The organism is Kluyvera genomosp. 1 (genome assembly GCF_001266615.1).
GTDB classification, from domain to species: Bacteria; Pseudomonadota; Gammaproteobacteria; order Enterobacterales; family Enterobacteriaceae; genus Kluyvera; species Kluyvera cryocrescens_A.
This window is the reverse complement of sequence record NZ_LGHZ01000032.1, coordinates 58,391-80,371: the sequence shown is the minus strand read 5'-3', so window position 1 is coordinate 80,371 and position 21,981 is coordinate 58,391. Positions and strand designations below refer to the sequence as shown.

Annotated in this window: 19 protein-coding genes and 3 tRNA genes; 15 read left to right on the top strand and 7 right to left on the bottom strand. The window is 53.6% G+C overall.

All coding sequences use genetic code 11. The features are described 5' to 3' along the window. Positions 1 to 71: 71 nt before the first annotated feature. Positions 72 to 2,021 (bottom strand): PTS N-acetyl glucosamine transporter subunit IIABC, encoded by a 1,950-nt coding sequence (gene nagE / locus KP80_RS17030; RefSeq protein WP_052284828.1) that lies wholly within the window; start codon positions 2,019 to 2,021, stop codon positions 72 to 74. Positions 2,022 to 2,362: 341 nt separating this feature from the next. Here nagE and nagB point away from each other — a divergent pair, with 341 nt between their 5' ends. From nagB to asnB, 5 genes are all read left to right on the top strand, one after another. Continuing rightward, positions 2,363 to 3,163 (top strand): glucosamine-6-phosphate deaminase, encoded by an 801-nt coding sequence (gene nagB / locus KP80_RS17025; RefSeq protein WP_052284827.1) that lies wholly within the window; start codon positions 2,363 to 2,365, stop codon positions 3,161 to 3,163. A gap of 57 nt (positions 3,164 to 3,220) precedes the next feature. Further along, on the top strand, positions 3,221 to 4,369 hold the full coding sequence (nagA, locus tag KP80_RS17020; protein ID WP_052284826.1) for an N-acetylglucosamine-6-phosphate deacetylase: 1,149 nt from the start codon (positions 3,221 to 3,223) through the stop codon (positions 4,367 to 4,369). Between the two features lie 8 nt (positions 4,370 to 4,377). Then, positions 4,378 to 5,598 (top strand): DNA-binding transcriptional regulator NagC, encoded by a 1,221-nt coding sequence (nagC, locus tag KP80_RS17015; protein ID WP_052284825.1) that lies wholly within the window; start codon positions 4,378 to 4,380, stop codon positions 5,596 to 5,598. 68 nt (positions 5,599 to 5,666) lie between these two features. After that, on the top strand, positions 5,667 to 6,419 hold the full coding sequence (locus KP80_RS17010) for an HAD-IIA family hydrolase (RefSeq protein ID WP_035892682.1): 753 nt from the start codon (positions 5,667 to 5,669) through the stop codon (positions 6,417 to 6,419). Positions 6,420 to 6,808: 389 nt separating this feature from the next. After that, on the top strand, positions 6,809 to 8,473 hold the full coding sequence (gene asnB / locus KP80_RS17005; protein WP_052284824.1) for an asparagine synthase B: 1,665 nt from the start codon (positions 6,809 to 6,811) through the stop codon (positions 8,471 to 8,473). A gap of 169 nt (positions 8,474 to 8,642) precedes the next feature. On the opposite strand, the gene KP80_RS17000 is transcribed toward asnB, so the two are convergent. From KP80_RS17000 to KP80_RS16980, 5 genes are read right to left on the bottom strand one after another with little or no spacing between them, the layout of a single operon-like run. Further along, positions 8,643 to 10,727 (bottom strand): heavy metal translocating P-type ATPase, encoded by a 2,085-nt coding sequence (locus KP80_RS17000; protein ID WP_052284823.1) that lies wholly within the window; start codon positions 10,725 to 10,727, stop codon positions 8,643 to 8,645. Next, positions 10,724 to 11,026, bottom strand: a complete 303-nt coding sequence (locus tag KP80_RS16995) for a YtxH domain-containing protein (protein ID WP_052284822.1) — start codon at positions 11,024 to 11,026, stop codon at positions 10,724 to 10,726. Before KP80_RS16995 ends, KP80_RS17000 begins: the two co-directional genes overlap by 4 nt. Further along, positions 11,013 to 11,324, bottom strand: coding sequence for a hypothetical protein (locus tag KP80_RS16990; RefSeq protein WP_052284821.1), 312 nt, complete (start codon positions 11,322 to 11,324; stop codon positions 11,013 to 11,015). Before KP80_RS16990 ends, KP80_RS16995 begins: the two co-directional genes overlap by 14 nt. Continuing rightward, positions 11,308 to 12,003, bottom strand: a complete 696-nt coding sequence (locus tag KP80_RS16985) for a YtxH domain-containing protein (protein WP_052284820.1) — start codon at positions 12,001 to 12,003, stop codon at positions 11,308 to 11,310. Before KP80_RS16985 ends, KP80_RS16990 begins: the two co-directional genes overlap by 17 nt. A gap of 18 nt (positions 12,004 to 12,021) precedes the next feature. After that, positions 12,022 to 12,348, bottom strand: coding sequence for an HMA2 domain-containing protein (locus KP80_RS16980; RefSeq protein WP_052284877.1), 327 nt, complete (start codon positions 12,346 to 12,348; stop codon positions 12,022 to 12,024). 205 nt (positions 12,349 to 12,553) lie between these two features. Here KP80_RS16980 and KP80_RS16975 point away from each other — a divergent pair, with 205 nt between their 5' ends. The 4 genes from KP80_RS16975 to KP80_RS16960 all read left to right on the top strand — a co-directional run bounded on the left by KP80_RS16975 (position 12,554) and on the right by KP80_RS16960 (position 13,426). Beyond that, positions 12,554 to 12,919 carry a hypothetical protein gene (locus tag KP80_RS16975; RefSeq protein WP_052284819.1) on the top strand — a complete coding sequence of 122 codons (366 nt, stop codon included), beginning with the start codon at positions 12,554 to 12,556 and terminating at the stop codon, positions 12,917 to 12,919. Positions 12,920 to 13,118: 199 nt separating this feature from the next. Next, positions 13,119 to 13,195 (top strand) — tRNA-Met (locus tag KP80_RS16970). A 46-nt stretch (positions 13,196 to 13,241) separates the two neighbouring features. Further along, positions 13,242 to 13,316, top strand: a tRNA-Gln gene (locus KP80_RS16965). A 35-nt stretch (positions 13,317 to 13,351) separates the two neighbouring features. Then, positions 13,352 to 13,426, top strand: a tRNA-Gln gene (locus KP80_RS16960). A 128-nt stretch (positions 13,427 to 13,554) separates the two neighbouring features. Here the strand turns inward: KP80_RS16960 and ubiF are convergent. After that, positions 13,555 to 14,730, bottom strand: a complete 1,176-nt coding sequence (gene ubiF / locus KP80_RS16955; RefSeq protein ID WP_052284876.1) for a 3-demethoxyubiquinol 3-hydroxylase — start codon at positions 14,728 to 14,730, stop codon at positions 13,555 to 13,557. Between the two features lie 150 nt (positions 14,731 to 14,880). Here ubiF and miaB point away from each other — a divergent pair, with 150 nt between their 5' ends. The 6 genes from miaB to KP80_RS16925 all read left to right on the top strand — a co-directional run bounded on the left by miaB (position 14,881) and on the right by KP80_RS16925 (position 21,821). Continuing rightward, positions 14,881 to 16,314, top strand: a complete 1,434-nt coding sequence (gene miaB, locus KP80_RS16950) for a tRNA (N6-isopentenyl adenosine(37)-C2)-methylthiotransferase MiaB (protein WP_052284818.1) — start codon at positions 14,881 to 14,883, stop codon at positions 16,312 to 16,314. A 154-nt stretch (positions 16,315 to 16,468) separates the two neighbouring features. Next, positions 16,469 to 17,515 carry a PhoH family protein gene (locus KP80_RS16945; RefSeq protein WP_052284817.1) on the top strand — a complete coding sequence of 349 codons (1,047 nt, stop codon included), beginning with the start codon at positions 16,469 to 16,471 and terminating at the stop codon, positions 17,513 to 17,515. Beyond that, positions 17,512 to 17,979: an rRNA maturation RNase YbeY gene (ybeY, locus tag KP80_RS16940; protein WP_052284816.1), complete on the top strand. Its 468-nt coding sequence runs from the start codon at positions 17,512 to 17,514 to the stop codon at positions 17,977 to 17,979. The genes KP80_RS16945 and ybeY overlap by 4 nt, the downstream gene beginning before the upstream one ends. A 98-nt stretch (positions 17,980 to 18,077) precedes the next feature. Next, positions 18,078 to 18,956 carry a CNNM family magnesium/cobalt transport protein CorC gene (gene corC, locus KP80_RS16935; RefSeq protein WP_052284875.1) on the top strand — a complete coding sequence of 293 codons (879 nt, stop codon included), beginning with the start codon at positions 18,078 to 18,080 and terminating at the stop codon, positions 18,954 to 18,956. Positions 18,957 to 18,961: 5 nt separating this feature from the next. Continuing rightward, positions 18,962 to 20,500, top strand: coding sequence for an apolipoprotein N-acyltransferase (gene lnt, locus KP80_RS16930; protein ID WP_052284815.1), 1,539 nt, complete (start codon positions 18,962 to 18,964; stop codon positions 20,498 to 20,500). Positions 20,501 to 20,897: 397 nt separating this feature from the next. Then, on the top strand, positions 20,898 to 21,821 hold the full coding sequence (locus tag KP80_RS16925; protein WP_052284814.1) for an amino acid ABC transporter substrate-binding protein: 924 nt from the start codon (positions 20,898 to 20,900) through the stop codon (positions 21,819 to 21,821). Positions 21,822 to 21,981 lie beyond the last annotated feature (160 nt).

Genomic DNA, 21,981 nt, shown 5'->3' with positions numbered 1-21,981 from the left:
TGCTGCAAAAAAAAAGCGGCGGAGGATTTCCCCCGCCGCTTAAGGCATTAATCAACTTTACTCAGGAGCGATTATTTACCTTTAATCTCATACAGTGGTGTTTGACCCGCAACCACGTGACCTTCGGCTTTAATAACCAGTGCACCGAAATCATCGCTGTTGCTGCAAACAACCGGGCTAATCATTGAGCGAGCGTTGGCGTTGAGGAAATCCAGATCCATTTCCAGGATTGGCTGACCCGCAACCACTTCCGCACCCTCTTCGACCAGACGTTTAAAGCCTTTACCTTCCAGCGCAACGGTATCGATACCCATATGGACAACGATCTCTGCCCCTTTATCGGTTTCCAGACAGAACGCGTGGTTGGTGTTAAAGATTTTCACGATGGTACCTGCTGCTGGTGAAACCACAGTTTTATCCGTTGGTTTTACCGCTACGCCATCGCCTACTGCTTTGCTGGCGAACGCTTCGTCAGGCACCTGTTCCAGAGCCACGATGTCGCCGGTAATTGGAGAGACCAGGGTTTCAATGGTCGCCGCGTTAGCCACTGCCTGCGGTTTTACCGCGGCGGTCGCTGCTGCCGGAGCGCTTTCAGCCGCTGCTGCTGCCACTGGGCCACGCGCAACCACTTTCTTCATCGCATCACCGATTGACTCAGCTTTTGCACCGACAATGACCTGGATGGTCTGTTTGTTCAGTTTCACCACACCGGAAGCGCCCAGACGTTTGCACATCGCATCGCTCACCTTAGCGGAATCACCCACGGTCAGACGCAGACGGGTAATACAAGCATCAATCGCTTTCAGGTTGTCAGTACCGCCAACGGCTGCAATATAGCTAGTTGCCAGTTGGTTCAGACCTTCTTCCGTGTTGCTGTTCGCTTCTTCAGTCACGACGTTGTCGTCTTTGTCTTCGCGGCCAGGTGTTTTCAGGTTAAACATGCGAATAACCACGCTGAACAGCACGAAGTAGATAACGAAGAACACGAGGCCCATGACTACCAGCATCCAGACGTTCTTACTTGCTGCCGGCAGGCTGTACATCAACACATAGTCGATAGCGCCTGCGGAGAAGGAGAAGCCAGCATGAATACCCAACAGCGTTGCGATAAACAGGCTTACACCGGTCAGAATCGCGTGCAGGAGGTACAGCAGCGGAGCCAGGAACATGAACAGGAATTCCAGCGGCTCGGTAACACCAGTCAGGAACGCGGTAACCGCAACGGACAGCAGCATACCGCCAACCATTGGACGACGTTCTTTTGGTGCCGCGAAGTACATCGCCAGCGCCGCGCCCGGCAGACCAAACATCATGATTGGGAAGAAGCCGGACATGAACATACCCGCAGTGCCGTCACCCGCATAGAAGCGGTTGATGTCACCGTGGAACACTGCGCCAGCCGCGTTGGTGAACTCACCAATCTGGAACCAGGCGATGGTGTTCAGCACCTGGTGCAGACCGGTTGGGATCAGCAGACGGTTGATGAAACCGAAGATACCGGAACCCAGCGCACCTGCGCCAACGATCCATTCACCACCAGCATGGATTGCGTTCTGCACCGGCGGCCATACGTAGCCGAAGATGGCAGCCAGCACCAGACAGAAGAAGCCGGTCGCGATTGGCACGAAGCGTTTGCCACCGAAGAAGCTCAGGAAGTCAGGCAGCTTGATACCGGCCCAACGGTTATACGCGGCACCGCCGACCAGACCGGTAATGATACCTGCCAGCACACCCATGTTAATCGCTGGGTTGATGGTAACCATCGCTTTCGTGAGGACGAAATAACCCACCGCCCCCGCCAATGCTGCCGAACCCGCGTTGTCTTTCGACCAACTGGATGCCACACCAATCGCGAAGATCAGCGCCAGGTTATCAAAGATTGATCCACCCGCTTGCGCGATGAATGCAACGTTCAGTAAATCTGGCTGACCAAATCGCAGCAACAGCGCCGCCACTGGCAGCACGGCGATAGGGAGCTGTAACGCCCTACCCAGTCGCTGGAAAAAACCTAAAATATTCATCTTATTCCCCCTACGAGACCCCGATACGGCTCATTTAAGCCATTTTTTTATTTTACAAAAAGCATGACATTGCGATGTCTTGTAAACTGCATTCACAACTCTTATGGATTGTGAGTGTGTGGAAGTTTAATTCGTATCGCAAATTAAACACGTGTTTTTTGTGACTATAGTCACCAAATATTGTCAACACCACTCCCTTTCACTGGCTAACTATGAAAACTTATTTTATCATTCAAAAAATCAAAACGGATCGCTCCCTGTCGATGTAAACAGGTTACGCTTAGAGCATGCATGGAGATGCCATCCGCCAACTTCTTACATTTTACATATTGAGGTGAAGAATGAGACTGATTCCTCTCGTTAACGCTGAGCAAGTCGGCAAATGGGCTGCTCGCCATATCGTTAACCGTATCAACGCATTTAAACCCACCGCCGACCGTCCGTTCGTGCTCGGTCTGCCAACCGGCGGTACTCCGCTGGCGACGTATAAAGTCTTAGTCGAAATGCATAAAGCGGGCCAGGTTAGTTTCAAGCACGTTGTCACATTCAATATGGATGAATACGTGGGTTTGGCAAAAGAGCATCCGGAAAGCTATCACAGCTTCATGCACCGTAACTTCTTCGATCATATCGATATTCCAGCAGAAAACATCAACCTGCTGAACGGCAATGCGCCGGATGTTGATGCTGAATGCCGCCGCTATGAAGAAAAAATCCGTTCATACGGCAAAATTCACCTGTTCATGGGCGGTGTGGGCAACGACGGCCATATCGCGTTTAACGAACCGGCCTCTTCCCTCTCTTCTCGTACCCGTATCAAAACCTTGACGCACGAAACCCGCGTGGCGAACTCCCGCTTCTTTGACGGCGACGTGGCAATGGTACCAAAATACGCACTGACCGTAGGCGTAGGTACGCTTCTGGATGCGGAAGAAGTGATGATTCTGGTTCAGGGCGCACCGAAAGCGCTGGCTCTGCAGCAGGCGGTTGAAGGTAACGTCAACCACATGTGGACCATTACCTGTCTGCAGCTGCATCCGAAATCACTGATCGTCTGCGATGAGCCTTCCACCATGGAGTTGAAGGTTAAGACCCTGAAATATTTCAACGAGCTCGAAGCGGAAAATATCAAAGGTCTGTAATGTCTTACCGTCCCGTGGCTCGCCGCGGGACAACATTTTTGAACACCGGGGGTCGTAATGTATGCATTAACCCATGGCCGGATTTATACCGGTCACGAAATTCTGGATGACCATGCGATTATCGTCGCCAATGGCCTTATTGAACGTATTTGCCCACTGGCTGATGTACCAGCGAACGTCGAACAGCGTTCCGTTAATGGCGCCATACTCGCCCCTGGCTTTATCGACGTTCAGCTTAACGGCTGCGGCGGCGTACAGTTCAACGATACTGCTGAAGCGGTGACCGTTGAAACGCTGGAAATCATGCAGGAAGCCAACGAGAAATCGGGCTGCACCAACTTCCTGCCAACCCTCATCACCACTTGCGACGATCTGATGAAACAGGGCGTACGCGTGATGCGTGAGTATCTGGCGAAACACCCTAACCAGGCGCTCGGTCTGCACCTTGAAGGCCCATGGCTGAACATCGTCAAAAAAGGGACGCACAACCCAAGCTTCGTGCGTAAGCCTGACGCTGAGCTGGTGAAATTCCTGTGTGATAACGCCGATGTCATCACTAAAGTCACTCTGGCACCAGAGATGGTCGATCCCGCGGTAATTACCCAGTTGGCCAATGCCGGTATCGTGGTTTCTGCTGGTCACTCTAACGCCACGGCGAAGGAAGCGCGCATCGGTTTCCGTGCGGGTATTTCTTTTGCCACACACCTGTTTAACGCGATGCCGTATATGTCCGGCCGCGAGCCCGGCCTGACCGGCGCTATTCTTGATGCTAACGAAATCTACTGCGGCATCATCGCCGATGGCCTGCACGTTGACTACATCAATATTCGTAACGCCAAGCGCTTAAAAGGCGATAAGCTGTGTCTCGTCACCGATGCAACAGCGCCGGCGGGTGCCAATATTGAGCAGTTCATTTTTGCTGGTAAAACAATATACTACCGTAATGGACTTTGTGTTGACGAAAACGGCACCTTGAGCGGTTCGTCCCTGACCATGATTGAAGGGGTGCGTAACCTCGTTAATCACGCCAACATCGCGCTCGACGAAGTGCTGCGTATGGCAACCCTCTACCCTGCCCGCGCCATTGGCGTCGACAAACAGCTGGGTAGTATTGCTCCAGGTAAAGTGGCGAACCTTACTGCGTTCACCCACGACTTTAAAATCATCAAGACCATCGTTAATGGCAACGAGGTCGTTACTAAGTAAGAGAAAGTATGACATCAGGTGGACAAGCTCAAATTGGTAATGTTGACCTCGTAAAACAGCTAAACAGCGCGGCCGTTTATCGCCTGATTGACCAGCATGGTCCAATCTCGCGTATTCAGATTGCCGAACAAAGCCAGCTTGCGCCCGCCAGCGTGACAAAAATCACGCGTCAGCTTATTGAGCGCGGATTGATCAAAGAAGTCGATCAGCAGGCCTCCACCGGGGGCCGCCGCGCTATCTCTATCATCACCGAAACCCGCAATTTCCACGCTATCGGCGTGCGTCTTGGCCGTCATGACACCACCCTGACACTCTACGATCTGAGCAGTAAAGCGGTCGCTGAAGAGCACTATCCGCTGCCTGAGCGCACCCAGGAGACCCTGGAGCATGCCCTGCTCAACACGATTGCCACCTTTATTGAATCGTGCCAGCGGAAAATCCGCGAACTGATTGCTATCTCAGTTATCCTGCCAGGCCTTGTCGATCCCGAAAGCGGCGTCATTCGCTATATGCCGCATATCCCGGTAGAAAACTGGCGTTTAGTCGAAGCGCTGGAAAAACGCTTTAAAGTCACCTGCTTTGTGGGCCATGACATCCGCAGCCTGGCGTTGGCAGAGCACTATTTTGGGGCAAGTCACGACTGTGAAGACTCCATTTTGGTGCGCGTACACCGCGGGACGGGCGCTGGGATCATCTCCAATGGACGCATTTTTATCGGCCGTAACGGTAACGTCGGCGAAATCGGCCATATTCAGGTCGACCCGCTGGGCGAGCGCTGCCACTGCGGTAACTTTGGCTGTCTGGAAACCGTCGCCGCCAATGCCGCCATCGAACAACGCGTACGCCATCTGCTGGAACAGGGCTATCAGAGCCGACTGACGCTTGACGATTGCCATATCAAAACCATCTGCAAAGCCGCCAATAAAGGCGACCCGCTGGCAACCGAGGTGATTGAGCATGTAGGGCGTCATCTGGGTAAAACCATCGCTATCGCCATTAACCTCTTCAACCCGCAGAAAGTGGTCATTGCCGGAGAAATCATCGAGGCCGATCGCGTGCTGCTGCCAGCCATTGAAGGCTGCATTAACACTCAGGTTTTGAAGGCATTTCGCAAAAATCTGCCGGTGGTGCGCTCTACCCTCGACCATCGTTCTGCAATTGGCGCTTTTGCGTTAGTCAAACGTGCGATGTTAAACGGCTCTTTGCTACAGCATTTGCTGGAAGGCTAGTCGTAAGAGGTAATGCTGAGGATAACGTGTATAATTACGCCTCTTTAAAAACAAACGCCAGGTAGTCCATGACCATTCAGAATGTAATCTGTGATATTGACGGCGTGCTGATGCACGACAACGTCGCCGTGCCGGGCGCGGCAGAATTCGTCGCGCGCGTACTGGATAAAGGTATGCCGTTTCTCTGTCTGACCAACTACCCTTCACAAACGGGCCAGGATTTGGCGAACCGCTTCGCCACCGCAGGCATCGACGTGCCTGACAGCGTGTTTTATACCTCCGCCATGGCAACAGCCGATTTCCTGCGTCGTCAGGAAGGAAAAAAAGCGTACGTTGTCGGCGAAGGCGCATTGATCCACGAACTCTATAAGGCCGGGTTCACCATTACCGACGTCAATCCGGACTTCGTTATCGTGGGTGAAACTCGCTCCTTTAACTGGGAGATGATGCACAAGGCGGCATTCTTCGTGGCCAACGGCGCACGCTTTATCGCAACCAACCCAGACACCCACGGCCGCGGCTACTACCCAGCCTGTGGCGCACTTTGCGCCGGTATCGAAAAAATCTCCGGCCGTAAGCCGTTTGTCGTCGGTAAACCTAGCCCATGGATCATCCGCGCCGCGCTGAACAAAATGCAGGCGCATTCAGAGCAGACCGTGATAGTCGGCGATAATCTTCGCACCGATATTCTGGCCGGCTTCCAGGCCGGGCTGGAGACGATTCTGGTTCTGTCCGGCGTCTCCACCGTTGATGACATCGACAACATGCCGTTCAGACCTTCGTGGATATACCCATCGGTCGCCGAAATCGATATCCTTTAATGACCCAGCCGCTGCCATCCGCAGCGACTATACCGATGCCCAGCCGGGCATCGGCCGATTTCCGCCTAACAGCCTCTTTTCTCCCTGCATTTCGCTGACCCTCTCTAACGTTATCCTGCAGTATTCGCAGACTTCACCAACCATCAGCCCCTAAGAAATAGATCCACTAAAAAAAATGCGTTTAAAATGATGATTCATCAATAATAGGGAAACTAACGTACGTATTTTTTAGTATTCATTAACCCCTATTGCATTATTTCTTTCTGAGGCCGAAAAAGCCTTGCACCCATCGCTCCTTTGCGGCATTTTTTTAGTCATGCAAAGGCACCGCGATAGCGCAGCGCCGCACAATAAAACAGCACAACACTACAGGGTTAACGGAGAAGTCTATGTGTTCTATTTTCGGTGTACTGGATATTAAAACTGACGCGGGCGAGCTGCGTAAAAAAGCGCTGGAGCTCTCCCGCCTGATGCGTCACCGTGGCCCAGACTGGTCCGGTATTTACGCTTGCGATAAAGCGATTCTGGCGCATGAACGTCTGTCGATTGTTGACGTCAACGCCGGCGCTCAGCCGCTGTATAACGAAAAGAAAACCCACGCCCTGGCCGTCAACGGTGAAATCTACAACCATCAGGCGCTGCGTGCAGAATATGCCGACCGCTACCAGTTCCAGACCGGTTCTGACTGTGAGGTGATCCTCGCGCTGTATCAGGAAAAAGGCCCAGACTTCCTCGACGAATTGCAGGGTATGTTCGCCTTTGCGCTGTACGACAGCGAAAAAGACGCTTACCTGATTGGCCGTGACCACATCGGTATCATCCCGCTGTACATGGGCCATGATGAGTTCGGCAACTTCTACGTTGCATCTGAAATGAAAGCGCTGACCCCGGTTTGCCGTACCATTCAAGAGTTCCCAGCCGGTAGCTACCTGTGGAGCAAAGACGGCGAAATTCGTCAGTACTATCAGCGTGATTGGTTCGACTACGATGCGGTGAAAGACAACGTTACCGACAAAAACGAACTGCGTCAGGCACTGGAAGAGTCCGTGAAAAGCCACCTGATGTCCGACGTGCCTTACGGTGTACTGCTGTCTGGCGGCCTGGATTCTTCGGTTATCTCGGCGATCACCAAGAAATTCGCCGCACGCCGCGTGGAAGATCAGGAGCGTTCAGAAGCCTGGTGGCCGCAGTTGCACTCCTTTGCTGTAGGTCTGGAAGGTTCTCCTGACCTGAAAGCGGCTCAGGAAGTGGCAAACCATCTTGGCACCGTGCACCATGAAATTCACTTCACCGTGCAGGAAGGTCTGGATGCGATTCGCGATGTTATTTACCACATCGAAACCTACGATGTGACCACCATCCGCGCCTCGACGCCAATGTATCTGATGTCACGTAAAATCAAAGCGATGGGCATCAAAATGGTACTGTCTGGCGAAGGTTCTGATGAAGTGTTTGGTGGCTACCTGTACTTCCATAAAGCGCCAAACGCTAAAGAGCTCCACGAAGAGACCGTACGTAAGCTGCAGGCGCTGCACATGTATGACTGTGCACGAGCCAACAAAGCGATGTCCGCCTGGGGCGTGGAAGCGCGCGTACCGTTCCTGGATAAGAAATTCCTCGACGTAGCGATGCGCATCAACCCGCAGGATAAAATGTGCGGCAACGGCAAAATGGAAAAACACGTGCTGCGCGAGTGCTTCGAGTCTTATCTGCCAGCAAGCGTGGCGTGGCGCCAGAAAGAGCAGTTCTCTGATGGTGTCGGCTACAGCTGGATTGATACGTTAAAAGAAGTAGCCGCGAAGCAGGTCACTGACCAGCAGCTGGAAACCGCTCACTTCCGCTTCCAGTACAACACGCCGACGTCGAAAGAAGGCTATCTGTACCGTGAAATCTTCGAAGAACTGTTCCCGCTGCCAAGCGCCGCAGAATGTGTCCCTGGTGGCCCATCAGTCGCCTGCTCATCGGCAAAAGCGATTGAGTGGGATGAAGCGTTCAAAACCATGGACGACCCTTCAGGCCGTGCGGTAGGCGTGCACCAGTCTGCGTATCAGTAAGCAAGTGACATAAAGAGAAAAGCCCCTGATGGTGACATCAGGGGCTTTTGTTTTTTGGCGAGGGAGAACATCAGAGCGTGCAGAAATATGAATATCGCAACACCATGCTATAAACGCCGCTAAACGGTCCCCTCTCCCCTTTGGGGAGAGGGTTAGGGTAAGGGGAAATCTACTCCCCACGCCCTTTTTTCGCCGCCAACGAACGTAGCAGCACGCCTAGCGTGGTGCCGTTATGCAGCATTGCACTGGCACCAGGCGACAACCAGCCCAGCGCGGCCGCCAGCATGATGGCACTGTTGATCCACTCGGTCAGTTTAATGTTGCTGTTTACCAGCTTCATCGCCTCCGTCGATAGCTCACGGGCAGCTATCACGCCGTGCAGATTATCTTGCAACAGCACCGCATCCGCCGCCTGCTGCGCAAGTTCGGTACTTTGGTTCATCGCTAAACCAACGTCCGCCTGAGTCAGCACCGGTGCGTCGTTGATGCCGTCGCCGACAAACAGGACTTTATGCCCCGCCGCCTGTAGCGCCCGCACAACCTCAACTTTGCTTTCCGGCGTCGCTTCGGCAACGTAGCGGTCAATACCCACACGCTCTGCTAATTGGCAGGCTTTCTCCGCACGATCGCCGGTCAACAGAACGACCTGACGGATCCCCGATGCTTTCAGTTGAGCGATCACCTCAGAGGCTTCATCGCGCAGATGATCCTGCAGGCCAATCATTCCCACCAGTTGATCGTCAAAGCCGATAAACAACAGGTGGCGTCCCTTGGCTTCCAGCTCGCTGATTTCTTCCTCATACGGTGAGAAATCAATATCGTAGTGGCAATCAAGGAAGTGGCGGCTGCCGATCACCATCTGATGGTCTTCCAGCGCACACAGCAGGCCGTGCGCAATCACGTATTCCACCTCACCGTGCGGAATATGCGGCAACTCATGGTGTTCTGCTGCTGCCACCACCGCATGGGCCAGTGGATGGTTGCTGTGCTCTTCTACCGAAGCGGCAATCGCCAGCAGGCGTTTTGCCTGTACCAGCTGATCATTAAAGCTGATAACGTCGGTGACCTGCATCTGGTCATGCGTCAGGGTGCCGGTTTTATCAAACACCACCGTGTCAACATCCGCCAGTTTCTCAATCGCTCTGCCGCCTTTCAGCAACAGACCGCTCTGCGCGGCACGATACATAATCGATTTAAAGGCAATTGGCGTACTGAGCTTCAGCGCGCAGGAGTAGTCGACGAGGAATACCGACGCCAGACGCTCCCAACTGCGAGTCATCGCAAACACGGCAGCCCCCACCCCCAGCGTAATCGCCACGCGACGATCGGCCATTTGCTGCGTTACCTGCTGCGTTTCGCTACGCTGGGTCAGAGAGTCGCGGATAAAGCGGCGAATATGCGCGGTAGAAGAGGATTCCCCCACCTGCTCGGCGGTAATTGCGACGTTCCCTTCCTGGATTTGCGTTCCCGCATACACCCATGAACCCGCTTCGCGACGCACCGGTACGCTTTCACCGGTCATCGATGCCTGATTGACCTGGGCGACACCGCGCAACACGGTACCGTCAGCGGGAATATTATCCCCCGGGCCAAGCAGCATGACATCGCCCGCCACCAGCTCGCTACTGTTGATTTCAACGCTTTCACCCGCACGTTCGACCCATACCGGGTGCTCGCGCGGCTGCATGAGATCGGCCAGCAGCGCATCAGAGTGACGGCTGGTTTCCTGCTCCATGTATTCACCCAGCGTCAACAACGACTGAGTCAACATGGCCGTGCGGCTGTCACCGCGGAGCATTGACAGACTAAGCGCCAGCGCATCAAGCACTTCGACCTTGAGCTGCCCCTGGCGTAAAGTATCGGCCCCTTCGAGGATCGTCGGCGCGGTCAACAATGCCGCTGGCAGCCGCGCCCAGCGGTTAGGCAGAACCTGGGTCAGCGCCAGACCGGCAAGATTAAGCAGGTTATCGCCACCGCAGTACTCGGTTTCGAATTCGATGTCGTCCGCCATCTGCCAATTCAACGCCTCAACCGCAGCAACAATCTCTGTCGCAGAGGTTCGCGCACGATCCCATTGGATCACAGCACTTCTCGCCGAGGGGCGAATACGCACGCCGCTCACGCCGGGAAAGGTGAGAATTTGCTGTTTCAGCCATCCGGCGGCGTCAGGGTAGTTAGCCAGAGCGGATATGCGCAGACGCACGCGGCCTGGGATCTGGTGAACGATAACGACACGTTCCCCTACGACACTCACGCGATATCATCCTTATTCTGACTGCGGTAGTAGTCGACTTCAGCCTGTAGATCGGCAACGCGTTCCTTCAGCTCTTCCATCTCGCCGCGTACGGTACCCCAGGCTTTGCTCGCCGTATTGGTGATCCCCTGCTGCACGTTGCGATTAGTCAACAGATAGGTAATCGCGGCACCCGCCACCAGGCCAGTAATCAGATGCGTGCGGCTATTATTGGCCACTGGCGCTTGTACCGACATCGCCGCTGGGTTCGGTTCCCACATCCCGGTATATGGGTTATACAGGTACTCAGGCTGATTCATTTTTTCCTCGCTTAGCTATCGCATCCATCAGATAAAGAGAAGCGGCCCCCACCCCGATAATGGTCAGGACGGATTCTAGCGGACGGGTTTTATTAGCATCCGCAATGGCCATCACCGTGCCGCTGATGAGGCTGGCTTTTGCCGTTTCCTTCATCACCGCGCAGGCCGCTTCGTTCAGCGTTTGTTCGCTTTGCTGATAACGCTGCCATTCCCGCAGGCAGGCAGCGCTTCCGCCGACAAGCGCACCGGCAACGGCGGCGCGGCTTACCCGGCTATTTCTGTCACGGCTGTTGTTCATCCGCTACGCCCTCGTCGTCAAATGGCATGGCGGTAGGCTGACGATGACGCTCAACGGATTCCTGGAAACCGTCTTTACCCGCCTTCATGGTGTCGCGGAAAATCGCGGCGCTGGAGGTGGCGGTCTCTTTAATCGCTTCAGAACCGTTTTTCACACCATCTTTCACTTTACTGGAGCCCGCTTTCAGCATGTCGCCTGCGCCGGCCAGCGTCTGCATCAGCATGCCGCGCACGGAATCGTTGGTCAGCAGCAGCGTGACGGCGGCACCGACCATTGCCCCTTTCCAGAACTCTTTATCATCCATACCCACAGTACTGATGATATTTTTCAGCAGGCCAGCCTGATCGCCCATCGCGCCGTCAACCACGCTCTGCGCGTACTGGCTCCAGTCAACACCTGGTGCCGCGGCATGGTGATGTTGGTGATGCGGATGATGCGGTTGAGCAAACTGTGGTGGCACAGCGCCCTGCGGGAAGCCCATAGGAGGGAACCCCATCGCCATTTGCGGTGGCATCTGCATTTGCGGCTGTGGCGGAACCTGTGGCTGAGCAGGCATCTGTCCATTCTGCGGCCACGCCATGCCCTGCGGCATCGGTGGGTACGGATACCATGGGTAGCCGTATGGCGGATAGTAACCTGCTGGTGGTACCTGCTGCGCATTGGTGTCATTAGTGCTCATGATGACGATCCTTATGATTTAGTGAGAAGGGGCGAGAATGGCAGCGAGTTGCTCGAGCGCTTGCTGCGCCTGCTCGCCATCATTGCCAAAAAGCTGATTTAAAATCTGTGGACGGATAGCGGATGCATCGTATTCAAGGACGATGGAGCCGCTGTCGCTATTGATCTGATAACGCCGGAGATATCCTTCAGGATGGCAATAAGCATCAAGCTGCTTGAGCTTGCCCTGACTCAGGCTGGCAATCAGCTTGTTAGAAAAACGCAGGCGTAAACGCCCGGGTATATGGTGTGCCACTTCAACAAAGCGGCGCAGCGTCAGTAAGTCGCCAAGGGATTCGGCAGGCATATCATTAAATACCCAGATATTTATAAGGGACATCAATCAAATCACAGATGTAGAGCACCAGACAGCGCTAATCCACCTTCTTTTGCGGTGTGTCAAAAGCCAGGACACGATTCTTTTTTGCGCTGCGTGCGGTGAGCGCTGGACACGGGTGTAATGCAAATATAAATTACTCTCATTACTACTACATAAGTAAAATGAGGCGGCTATGACTCCTTACCTGCACCAGACTCCCAATCGCATTCGTATTCGTTCCAGCTGGATCCAGCGCCACCCACAAGAGGTTTCACGCCTCATCGAGACGCTGAGCTCTCGCGACGGGATTCATGAAATTGTTCATCGTTTATATGCCGGTTCAGTCGCGATTAATTTCGATGCTTCACGCGTTTCTGCAAGCGAGTTGTTAACTCAGCTTGAGCAAGCGCAGTGGCTGAGTAGCCAGAAAGATAAAAGCTATATAGAGAACACATTACGTGTTGGCGCCGGTCATTTATTGAAAACGCTGGCTTTTGGTGCATTAAAGCGTACAGTCGGTGGCCCAGTCGTTTCGCTCGTTAGCGTGTTAACCCGATAACCTTTTATGGATTGCGGGTACTTTCACCGCACTGAATAACGGTAAATAACCAATAATTGCCGATTATTGCGCCATGCTGTTCGCAACCTAACCAAACAGTCACATTCCAGTGAATTTCATTGAAAAAGGTGTTGACGGTATTGGGCTCAATACGCATAATGCGCCCCGCAACGCCGATAAGGTAACGCGAAAAAAAGATGGCTACGTAGCTCAGTTGGTTAGAGCACATCACTCATAATGATGGGGTCACAGGTTCGAATCCCGTCGTAGCCACCAAATTCAGAATTTCTCGAGTTAATCGATAAATTCGAAAAAAAATTGTTGGGGTATCGCCAAGCGGTAAGGCTCTGGTTTCTGATACCAGCATTCCGAGGTTCGAATCCTCGTACCCCAGCCATTTTCAAAAAGTCGTTCACTTGTGGACGCACCCGTTGGGGTATCGCCAAGCGGTAAGGCTCTGGTTTCTGATACCAGCATTCCGAGGTTCGAATCCTCGTACCCCAGCCATTTTCGAAAAGCTCGCTTCGGCGAGCTTTTTTTGTTTTTGTCCCTGCCAAAATTAACGCCCCTGTACTTCTCAGTGATGGATTCACTCATTCCCGGGATCGCCACGCTCACCCGGGACTGGTTTGGCTTTACACCCCTAATGCGTATTTCAGCGCCTGGCGCTTTAGCACACCTGCTCGCTGCGCGGCCATCAGGCCAATGTTTCGCAGCACACGCAGCGGTGCCAAATCGTTACTGAATCCTACGTAGAAAAGATCCATACCGCTTTGCATCAGAAGATTATCCACCCGTCGGCGCGCCTGATAGCGCTGCAGCACTGGCAGACTGGCCCAGCTTTCGCCTACGCTACGTGCATTCGCCAATACATCGACTAGCGCATCCACGTCGCGATAACCCAAATTCACCCCCTGCCCCGCCAACGGATGAATAGTGTGTGCGGCATCGCCGACCAGCGCCAGCCCCGGTTGCACATATTGCTGCGCGTGACGACGTGTCAGTGGAAATGCACCCGAAGCCACCGGTGTGGCCAGCCCCAGACGCTCCGGGAAATGGGCGGCGATTTCGCGCTGTAGCTGAGGCATCGCAAGCGACTGGAGCTGACGAATACGTGCCGGTGTGTCATACCACACCAAAGACGCCCAATGATCACACAGCGGCAAGAACGCCCGCGGGCCAGTCGGTGAAAACTGCTGCCACGTGCTGTCGCCTGGTTCGTTTTCGCACTTGACGGTAATCAACATGCAGGATTGCGGATACTGCCAACCATGGGTGCCAATGCCGGACTGTTGCCGTACCAGCGACATCGCACCATCCGCCCCTACCACCAGATTCGCGTGGATCTCACTGGCATCAGCGAGTTGCAGAATCTGCCCTTCGCCTTGCGAATGCATTTTCTCAAGGGATGTCCCCTGCAAAAGCGTGACCTGCGGATGCGCTTCAAGCGCTTGCCACAGCGCCAGTTGCAGCACATTGTTTTCGACCATATAACCGAGATTGGGTAGTTTCAGCTCGCTGGCATCAAATACGACATGCGCATTCTGCCACTCCCAGGTTTCCAGCCTCCGCCATGGGTGCGCGCGCATGGCCAGCACCGCGTCCCAGACGCCAAGACTCCGTAATAAGGAAACAGAGGAAGCGCTGATGGCTGAAATCCGCACATCCGGCTGCGAGGACGGGTCAAATGGCGGCGGCGGACTCTTTTCCAGCACCGTCACCGTAAATCCATTCTGCGCCAGCCCTAACGCTAACGCCCCACCGACCATTCCGCCGCCAACGACGGCAACATCTGCGTGTAGAATTGTCATCATCTATTATCCTTAAACCTGAATACCTCAAGTTTACCGGACTTTTTCGGACTTGAGGCGAATAACCGTCACTCTGGTCACAACCCCACCAAAGCATTACAATACGCGCCCTGCAATGTTGGCGATTAATAATTAAGCAAGAGCAAGTCGATGACAAAAAAACTCCATATTAAAACCTGGGGCTGTCAGATGAACGAGTACGATTCATCCAAGATGGCCGATCTGCTGGACGCCACTCACGGCTATCAGCTGACTGAAAATGCCGATGAAGCCGACGTGCTGCTACTGAACACCTGCTCGATTCGTGAGAAGGCACAGGAAAAAGTGTTCCACCAGCTGGGGCGCTGGAAACTCATTAAGGCGAAAAGACCGGACGTCATCATCGGCATCGGCGGCTGCGTGGCTTCTCAGGAAGGTAAATTGATCCGTCAGCGGGCCCATTACGTCGACATCATTTTTGGCCCGCAAACCCTGCACCGCCTGCCGGAAATGATCGACAGCATTCGGGGCATGCGCGATCGCCGTAAGCCCATCATCGACGTCAGCTTCCCGGAAATTGAAAAATTCGATCGCCTGCCTGAGCCGCGCGCCGATGGCCCAACCGCCTTCGTCTCCATCATGGAAGGTTGCAACAAATACTGTACCTACTGCGTGGTGCCGTATACCCGTGGTGAAGAAGTCAGCCGTCCGTGTGACGACATTCTGTTTGAAATCGCCCAGCTGGCAGCACAGGGCGTACGTGAAGTGAATCTGCTCGGGCAGAACGTTAACGCCTGGCGCGGCGAGAATTACGACGGTACCACCGGTTCATTTGCCGAGCTGCTACGTTTAGTTGCTGCCATTGACGGCATTGACCGCGTGCGTTTCACCACCAGCCACCCTATCGAGTTTACTGACGATATTATCGAGGTGTATCGCGATACGCCGGAACTGGTCAGCTTCCTGCACCTGCCGATTCAAAGCGGCTCTGACCGTGTTCTGAATATGATGGGCCGTACGCATACCGCGCTGGAATATAAATCGATTATCCGCAAGTTGCGTGAAGCACGTCCGGATATTCAGATTAGCTCCGACTTTATCGTTGGTTTCCCGGGTGAAACCAGCCAGGACTTTGAGCAAACCATGAAGCTGATTGGTGAGGTCAATTTCGACGTGAGCTTCAGCTTTATCTTCTCTGCCCGTCCGGGAACGCCAGCGGCCGATATGGTCGACGATGTACCAGAAGAAGAGAAGAAACAGCGTCTGTATATCCTGCAGGACCGCATTAACCAGCAGGTGATGGCCTGGAGTCGCCGGATGCTCGGCACCGTCCAGCGCATTCTGGTGGAAGGCACTTCGCGTAAAAGCATTATGGAACTGACCGGGCGCACGGAGAATAACCGCGTGGTTAACTTCGAAGGCACGCCGGATATGATTGGTAAATTCGTCGATGTCGAGATCGTTGATGTCTATACCAACTCGTTGCGCGGCAAACTGGTGCGTACCGAAGAGGAAATGGGCCTGCGCGTGGTGGAGTCGCCGGAATCGGTGATTGCCCGCACCCGTAAAGAAAACGACCTTGGCGTCGGCGTTTATCAGCCTTAATCTTCATGGCCCGTCTACTCTGGCGGGCCTTGTATTTCCTCCTACCATCCCCATATTTATTGCAATGCTTGCGCCTTTTTACAACGGCGTGAATAATTCCTTTATCAGCCGGTAAATGCTTGTCTTCCGGCAACTCATGCATAAGAGGAACAGTTTGAACATAGACACTCGCGAAATTATCCTGGAGCCAGTCGACAATGCCCGTCTGCTGAGCCTGTGTGGCCCGTTTGATGACAATATCAAACAGCTGGAGCGACGACTGGGCATCGAAATCAACCGCCGCGATAACCATTTCAAACTGACGGGACGCGCCATCTGCGTGACCGCCGCTGCCGATATTCTGCGCAGCCTGTATGTTGATACCGCCCCAATGCGCGGCCAGATTCAGGACATTGAGCCTGAGCAGATTCATCTGGCAATTAAAGAAGCGCGCGTACTGGAACAGAGCGCGGAAAGCGTGCCGGAGTACGGCAAAGCTATCAATATCAAAACCAAGCGTGGGGTGATTAAACCGCGTACGCCGAACCAGGCGCAGTATATTGCCCATATTCTTGATCACGACATCACCTTCGGCGTGGGGCCGGCGGGTACCGGTAAAACGTATCTTGCCGTTGCCGCCGCGGTCGATGCGCTGGAACGCCAGGAGATTCGTCGTATTCTGCTAACCCGTCCAGCGGTAGAAGCCGGTGAAAAGCTCGGCTTCCTGCCGGGCGATCTCAGCCAGAAAGTTGACCCGTATTTGCGCCCGCTGTATGACGCGCTGTTCGAGATGCTTGGCTTTGAAAAAGTTGAGAAGCTGATGGAGCGCAACGTGATTGAAGTGGCTCCGCTGGCCTACATGCGCGGCCGTACACTAAACGATGCGTTTATCATCCTCGATGAGAGCCAGAACACCACCATCGAACAGATGAAGATGTTCCTGACCCGTATTGGCTTTAACTCAAAAGCGGTCATTACCGGCGATATCACCCAGATTGACCTGCCGCGTAGCACCAAGTCCGGTCTCCGCCACGCCATTGAAGTGCTGGCTGAAGTCGATGAAATTAGCTTTAACTTCTTCCACAGCGAAGACGTGGTGCGCCACCCGGTCGTTGCCCGTATCGTTAATGCCTATGAGGCGTGGGAAGAAGCCGATCAGAAACGTAAAGCCGAGCAGGCTGCGGAACGTAAACGCGAAGCTCAGGCGCAGGAGCAGAAATGAGTCAGGTGATCCTCGATCTCCAGTTGGCCTGTGAAGATAACACCGGTCTGCCAGAAGAAAGTCAGTTCCAGAAATGGCTTGATGCCGTGGTTCCCCAATTCCAGGAAGAGTCAGAAGTGACGATTCGCCTGGTCGATACGGCAGAAAGCCACGAACTGAACCTCACCTACCGCGGTAAGGACAAACCCACCAATGTGCTGTCATTTCCGTTCGAAGCGCCTCCGGGCATGGAAATGCCGCTACTGGGCGATCTGATCATCTGTCGTCAGGTAGTTGAACAAGAAGCCGTCGAGCAGGACAAGCCGTTGGAGGCCCACTGGGCGCATATGGTCGTCCACGGGAGCCTACATTTACTGGGCTATGACCATATCGAAGATGAAGAAGCGGAAGAGATGGAAAGCCTCGAGACAGAGATAATGCTTGCTCTAGGCTATGAGGATCCGTACATTTCCGAGAAAGAATAAAGCATCGGGCTACGGCCCGATTCTTATACATGCCGTCCGGCGCTGAATTTACGCGCGACGAGCGACAGTTAAACCAACATGAGAACCCAAACGACGCCATGAGCGACGACAATTCACACAGTAGTGACACAGTAAACAGCAAAAAGGGATTCTTCTCCCTCTTACTCAGCCAGCTCTTCCACGGTGAACCGAAAAACCGTGACGATCTCCTGGCGCTGATCCGTGATTCCGGGCAGAACGAGCTTATCGATGAAGATACGCGCGATATGCTTGAAGGGGTGATGGATATTGCCGACCAACGCGTCCGCGATATCATGATCCCACGCTCCCAAATGATCACCCTGAAACGCAACCAGACCCTGGACGAATGTCTCGATGTCATCATTGAGTCCGCCCACTCGCGTTTCCCGGTTATCAGCGAGGACAAAGATCACATTGAAGGGATCCTGATGGCCAAGGACCTGCTGCCGTTTATGCGCAGCGATTCCGAAGCCTTTAGCATGGATAAAGTGTTACGCACCGCGGTTGTCGTGCCGGAAAGCAAACGGGTTGACCGGATGCTCAAGGAATTCCGCTCCCAGCGCTACCATATGGCCATCGTTATCGATGAGTTTGGTGGCGTCTCGGGTCTGGTGACGATTGAAGACATTCTTGAACTTATCGTCGGGGAAATCGAAGACGAGTATGACGAAGAAGACGATATCGACTTCCGTCAGCTCAGCCGTCATACCTGGACGGTACGCGCGCTGGCGTCAATTGAAGACTTCAACGAAGCGTTCAGCACGCATTTCAGCGATGAAGAAGTCGATACCATCGGCGGTCTGGTCATGCAGGCTTTCGGTCACCTGCCTGCGCGCGGTGAGACCATCGACATCGATGGTTACCAGTTTAAGGTAGCCATGGCGGATAGCCGTCGTATTATTCAGGTTCACGTTAAAATCCCGGACGATTCCCCACAACCGAAACTGGATGAATAATCTCCATGGCATTTGCCTCATTGCTTGAACGCCAGCGCATTCGTCTGCTGCTGGCGCTACTTTTCGGAGCCAGCGGTACGCTGGCTTTTTCTCCTTATGACATCTGGCCCGCAGCGATAATCTCGCTATTAGGTTTGCAGGCGCTGACGCTAAACCGTCGCCCGGTGCAGGCCGCTGCGATTGGTTACGCCTGGGGCTTTGGCCTGTTTGGTACCGGCATTAACTGGGTATACGTTAGCATCGCGCAGTTTGGCGGCATGCCGGGTCCGGTCAACGTCTTCCTCGTGGTTTTGCTGGCCGCTTATCTTTCGTTGTATACCGGTCTATTTGCCGGCATTTTGTCCCGCCTGTGGCCGAAAACCAACTGGGTGCGTATGGCGATTGCCGCTCCGGTTATCTGGCAGATAACCGAATTTCTTCGCGGTTGGGTACTCACCGGCTTCCCGTGGCTGCAGTTCGGCTATAGCCAGATTGACGGGCCGCTGAAAGGGCTGGCGCCGGTGATGGGCGTCGGGGCGATTAACTTCTTGTTGATGGCAGTAAGCGGTCTATTAGCGTTGGCACTGGTCACTCGCAACTGGCGTCCGCTGGTGGTGGGCATAATATTGTTTGCCCTTCCCTTCCCGCTTCGCTATATCCAGTGGTATACCCTGCAGACCGATAAAACCACCCAGGTTTCCATGGTACAGGGCGATATTCCTCAGGCGCTGAAGTGGGATGAAAATCAGTTGCTCAATACGCTCAAAGTCTACCTTGATGCCACTGAACAAGTGATGGGTAAGTCAGAGCTGATTATCTGGCCGGAGTCTGCCATTCCCGATCTGGAGATTAATCAGCAGCGCTTCCTCAGCATGATGGATGATTTACTGCGCGCCAAAAATAGCACGCTGATTACCGGCATCGTCGATTCACGCCTCAACAAGCAGAATCGGTACGATACCTACAACACCATCATTACGCTGGGTAAAGATAGTCCGTACAGCTATGAGTCGCCGAATCGCTACAACAAAAACCATCTGGTGCCGTTTGGTGAGTTTGTGCCGCTGGAGTCAATTCTGCGCCCATTAGCGCCGTTCTTTGATCTGCCGATGTCGTCATTCAGCCGCGGGCCTTACGTGCAACCGCAGCTTAACGCGCATAATCTGAAGCTGACGGCGGCCATCTGCTACGAGATTATTCTCGGCCAGCAGGTGCGCGATAACTTCCGCCCGGACACGAACTTCCTGCTGACCATCTCTAATGACGCATGGTTTGGCAAATCTATCGGCCCGTGGCAGCATTTCCAGATGGCGCGAATGCGTGCACTCGAGCTGGCACGTCCGCTGCTGCGTAGCACCAATAACGGCATTACCGCTGTCATTGGGCCTCGCGGTGAAATTCAGGCGATGATCCCGCAGTTTACCCGTCAGGTACTGACGGCGAAGGTGACGCCGACGACGGGATTAACGCCTTATGCGCGTACCGGCGATTGGACGTTGTGGCTGATTACCGTCCTGTTCGGTTTTGGCGCACTGGTGATGAGCCTGCGCCAACGCCGCCGCTAATGTCTTAACATTATTCACTCGCCCCAGCGACATGCGTTATGTTTGTCGTCGGGGCGGGTTTTCCATACCGGCTTCCCCCTCCTCCAAAATGGCCATTCTGGCACGCCACTTGCTTAATATAATCAAGAGGCTGCATCACACTGAAAAGCGCAACTGAGTTGCACCACAAAAAGACATCGGTAGCACCATAATCGTGCAAACGACTATTTTTGCCTCAAAGCGGTGCGGCGCACTTCGCAAAAATAAACAATAACGCAGCAAAATCTTTACATTAAGCCAAACTAAATGCTAACAAACACACATAACGCTGCTGACAAAAAGTGCAGCCTATAACAACACAACATTCACAATGGGTATCAATGCATCATTACCGATGCAGAGGATAAAGGAGTTGGAAATGCAATTACGTAAATTGGCCGCCGCCATGCTGGTTCTGGGTGTGAGCGCTGGTCTGGCGCATGCAGAAGACGCAAAGCCTGCAGCCGATGCCGCACAGCAGCAATCGACTCTGGATAAAATCGCTAAAAACGGCGTCATTGTCGTAGGCCACCGCGAATCTTCCGTGCCGTTCTCTTATTATGACAACCAGCAAAAAGTCGTCGGTTACTCGCAGGACTACTCCAACGCCATCGTTGAAGCCGTCAAGAAAAAGCTGAACAACCCGAAACTGGACGTGAAGCTGATTCCTATCACTTCCCAGAACCGTATCCCACTGCTGCAAAACGGCACCTTCGATTTTGAGTGTGGTTCAACCACCAACAACCTCGAACGCCAGAAACAAGCGGCTTTCTCTGACACGATCTTCGTGGTCGGTACGCGTCTGTTAGTGAAAAAAGGCGGTGAGATTAAAGACTTCGCTGACCTGAAAGATAAAGCGGTCGTGGTGACTTCCGGTACCACCTCTGAAATTCTGCTGCATAAGCTCAATGACGAACAAAAAATGAACATGCGCATCATCAGCGCTAAAGACCACGGTGACTCCTTCCGTACTTTGGAAAGCGGTCGTGCAGTGGCCTTTATGATGGATGATGCCCTGCTGGCAGGTGAACGTGCGAAAGCCAAAAAACCGGACAACTGGGAGATCGTCGGCAAGCCGCAATCTCAGGAAGCCTACGGCTGTATGCTGCGTAAAAACGATCCAGACTTTAAAAAGCTGATGGACGATACCATCGCTCAGGCGCAGACCTCTGGCGAAGCGGCAAAATGGTTTGATAAGTGGTTCAAAAACCCAATCCCACCGAAAAACCTGAATATGAACTTCGAGCTGTCTGAAGAGATGAAAGCGCTGTTCAAAACGCCAAATGACAAAGCACTTAACTAATTAAAACAACAGGGCGGAATAATCTGCCCTCTCGATTGTGGCTCAGCACGGACAGACTATAAGTCAGGTGGTCGTTCCCCACCTGGCCTGAATACCGCAAAACGCTGTTCAACAATCTTCGAGGGTAGCAGGGGTCCTGCTACCCTTTTTTTTTCTGGAG

What these genes read in the sequence shown, in the direction of transcription:
- nagE (WP_052284828.1), bottom strand. Translation starts at nt 2,021, where the DNA reads ATGAATATTTTAGGTTTTTTCCAGCGACTGGGTAGGGCGTTACAGCTC.
- nagB (WP_052284827.1), top strand. Translation starts at nt 2,363, where the DNA reads ATGAGACTGATTCCTCTCGTTAACGCTGAGCAAGTCGGCAAATGGGCT.
- nagA (WP_052284826.1), top strand. Translation starts at nt 3,221, where the DNA reads ATGTATGCATTAACCCATGGCCGGATTTATACCGGTCACGAAATTCTG.
- nagC (WP_052284825.1), top strand. Translation starts at nt 4,378, where the DNA reads ATGACATCAGGTGGACAAGCTCAAATTGGTAATGTTGACCTCGTAAAA.
- KP80_RS17010 (WP_035892682.1), top strand. Translation starts at nt 5,667, where the DNA reads ATGACCATTCAGAATGTAATCTGTGATATTGACGGCGTGCTGATGCAC.
- asnB (WP_052284824.1), top strand. Translation starts at nt 6,809, where the DNA reads ATGTGTTCTATTTTCGGTGTACTGGATATTAAAACTGACGCGGGCGAG.
- KP80_RS16995 (WP_052284822.1), bottom strand. Translation starts at nt 11,026, where the DNA reads ATGAATCAGCCTGAGTACCTGTATAACCCATATACCGGGATGTGGGAA.
- KP80_RS16990 (WP_052284821.1), bottom strand. Translation starts at nt 11,324, where the DNA reads ATGAACAACAGCCGTGACAGAAATAGCCGGGTAAGCCGCGCCGCCGTT.
- KP80_RS16985 (WP_052284820.1), bottom strand. Translation starts at nt 12,003, where the DNA reads ATGAGCACTAATGACACCAATGCGCAGCAGGTACCACCAGCAGGTTAC.
- KP80_RS16980 (WP_052284877.1), bottom strand. Translation starts at nt 12,348, where the DNA reads ATGCCTGCCGAATCCCTTGGCGACTTACTGACGCTGCGCCGCTTTGTT.
- KP80_RS16975 (WP_052284819.1), top strand. Translation starts at nt 12,554, where the DNA reads ATGACTCCTTACCTGCACCAGACTCCCAATCGCATTCGTATTCGTTCC.
- ubiF (WP_052284876.1), bottom strand. Translation starts at nt 14,730, where the DNA reads ATGACAATTCTACACGCAGATGTTGCCGTCGTTGGCGGCGGAATGGTC.
- miaB (WP_052284818.1), top strand. Translation starts at nt 14,881, where the DNA reads ATGACAAAAAAACTCCATATTAAAACCTGGGGCTGTCAGATGAACGAG.
- ybeY (WP_052284816.1), top strand. Translation starts at nt 17,512, where the DNA reads ATGAGTCAGGTGATCCTCGATCTCCAGTTGGCCTGTGAAGATAACACC.
- corC (WP_052284875.1), top strand. Translation starts at nt 18,078, where the DNA reads ATGAGCGACGACAATTCACACAGTAGTGACACAGTAAACAGCAAAAAG.
- lnt (WP_052284815.1), top strand. Translation starts at nt 18,962, where the DNA reads ATGGCATTTGCCTCATTGCTTGAACGCCAGCGCATTCGTCTGCTGCTG.
- KP80_RS16925 (WP_052284814.1), top strand. Translation starts at nt 20,898, where the DNA reads ATGCAATTACGTAAATTGGCCGCCGCCATGCTGGTTCTGGGTGTGAGC.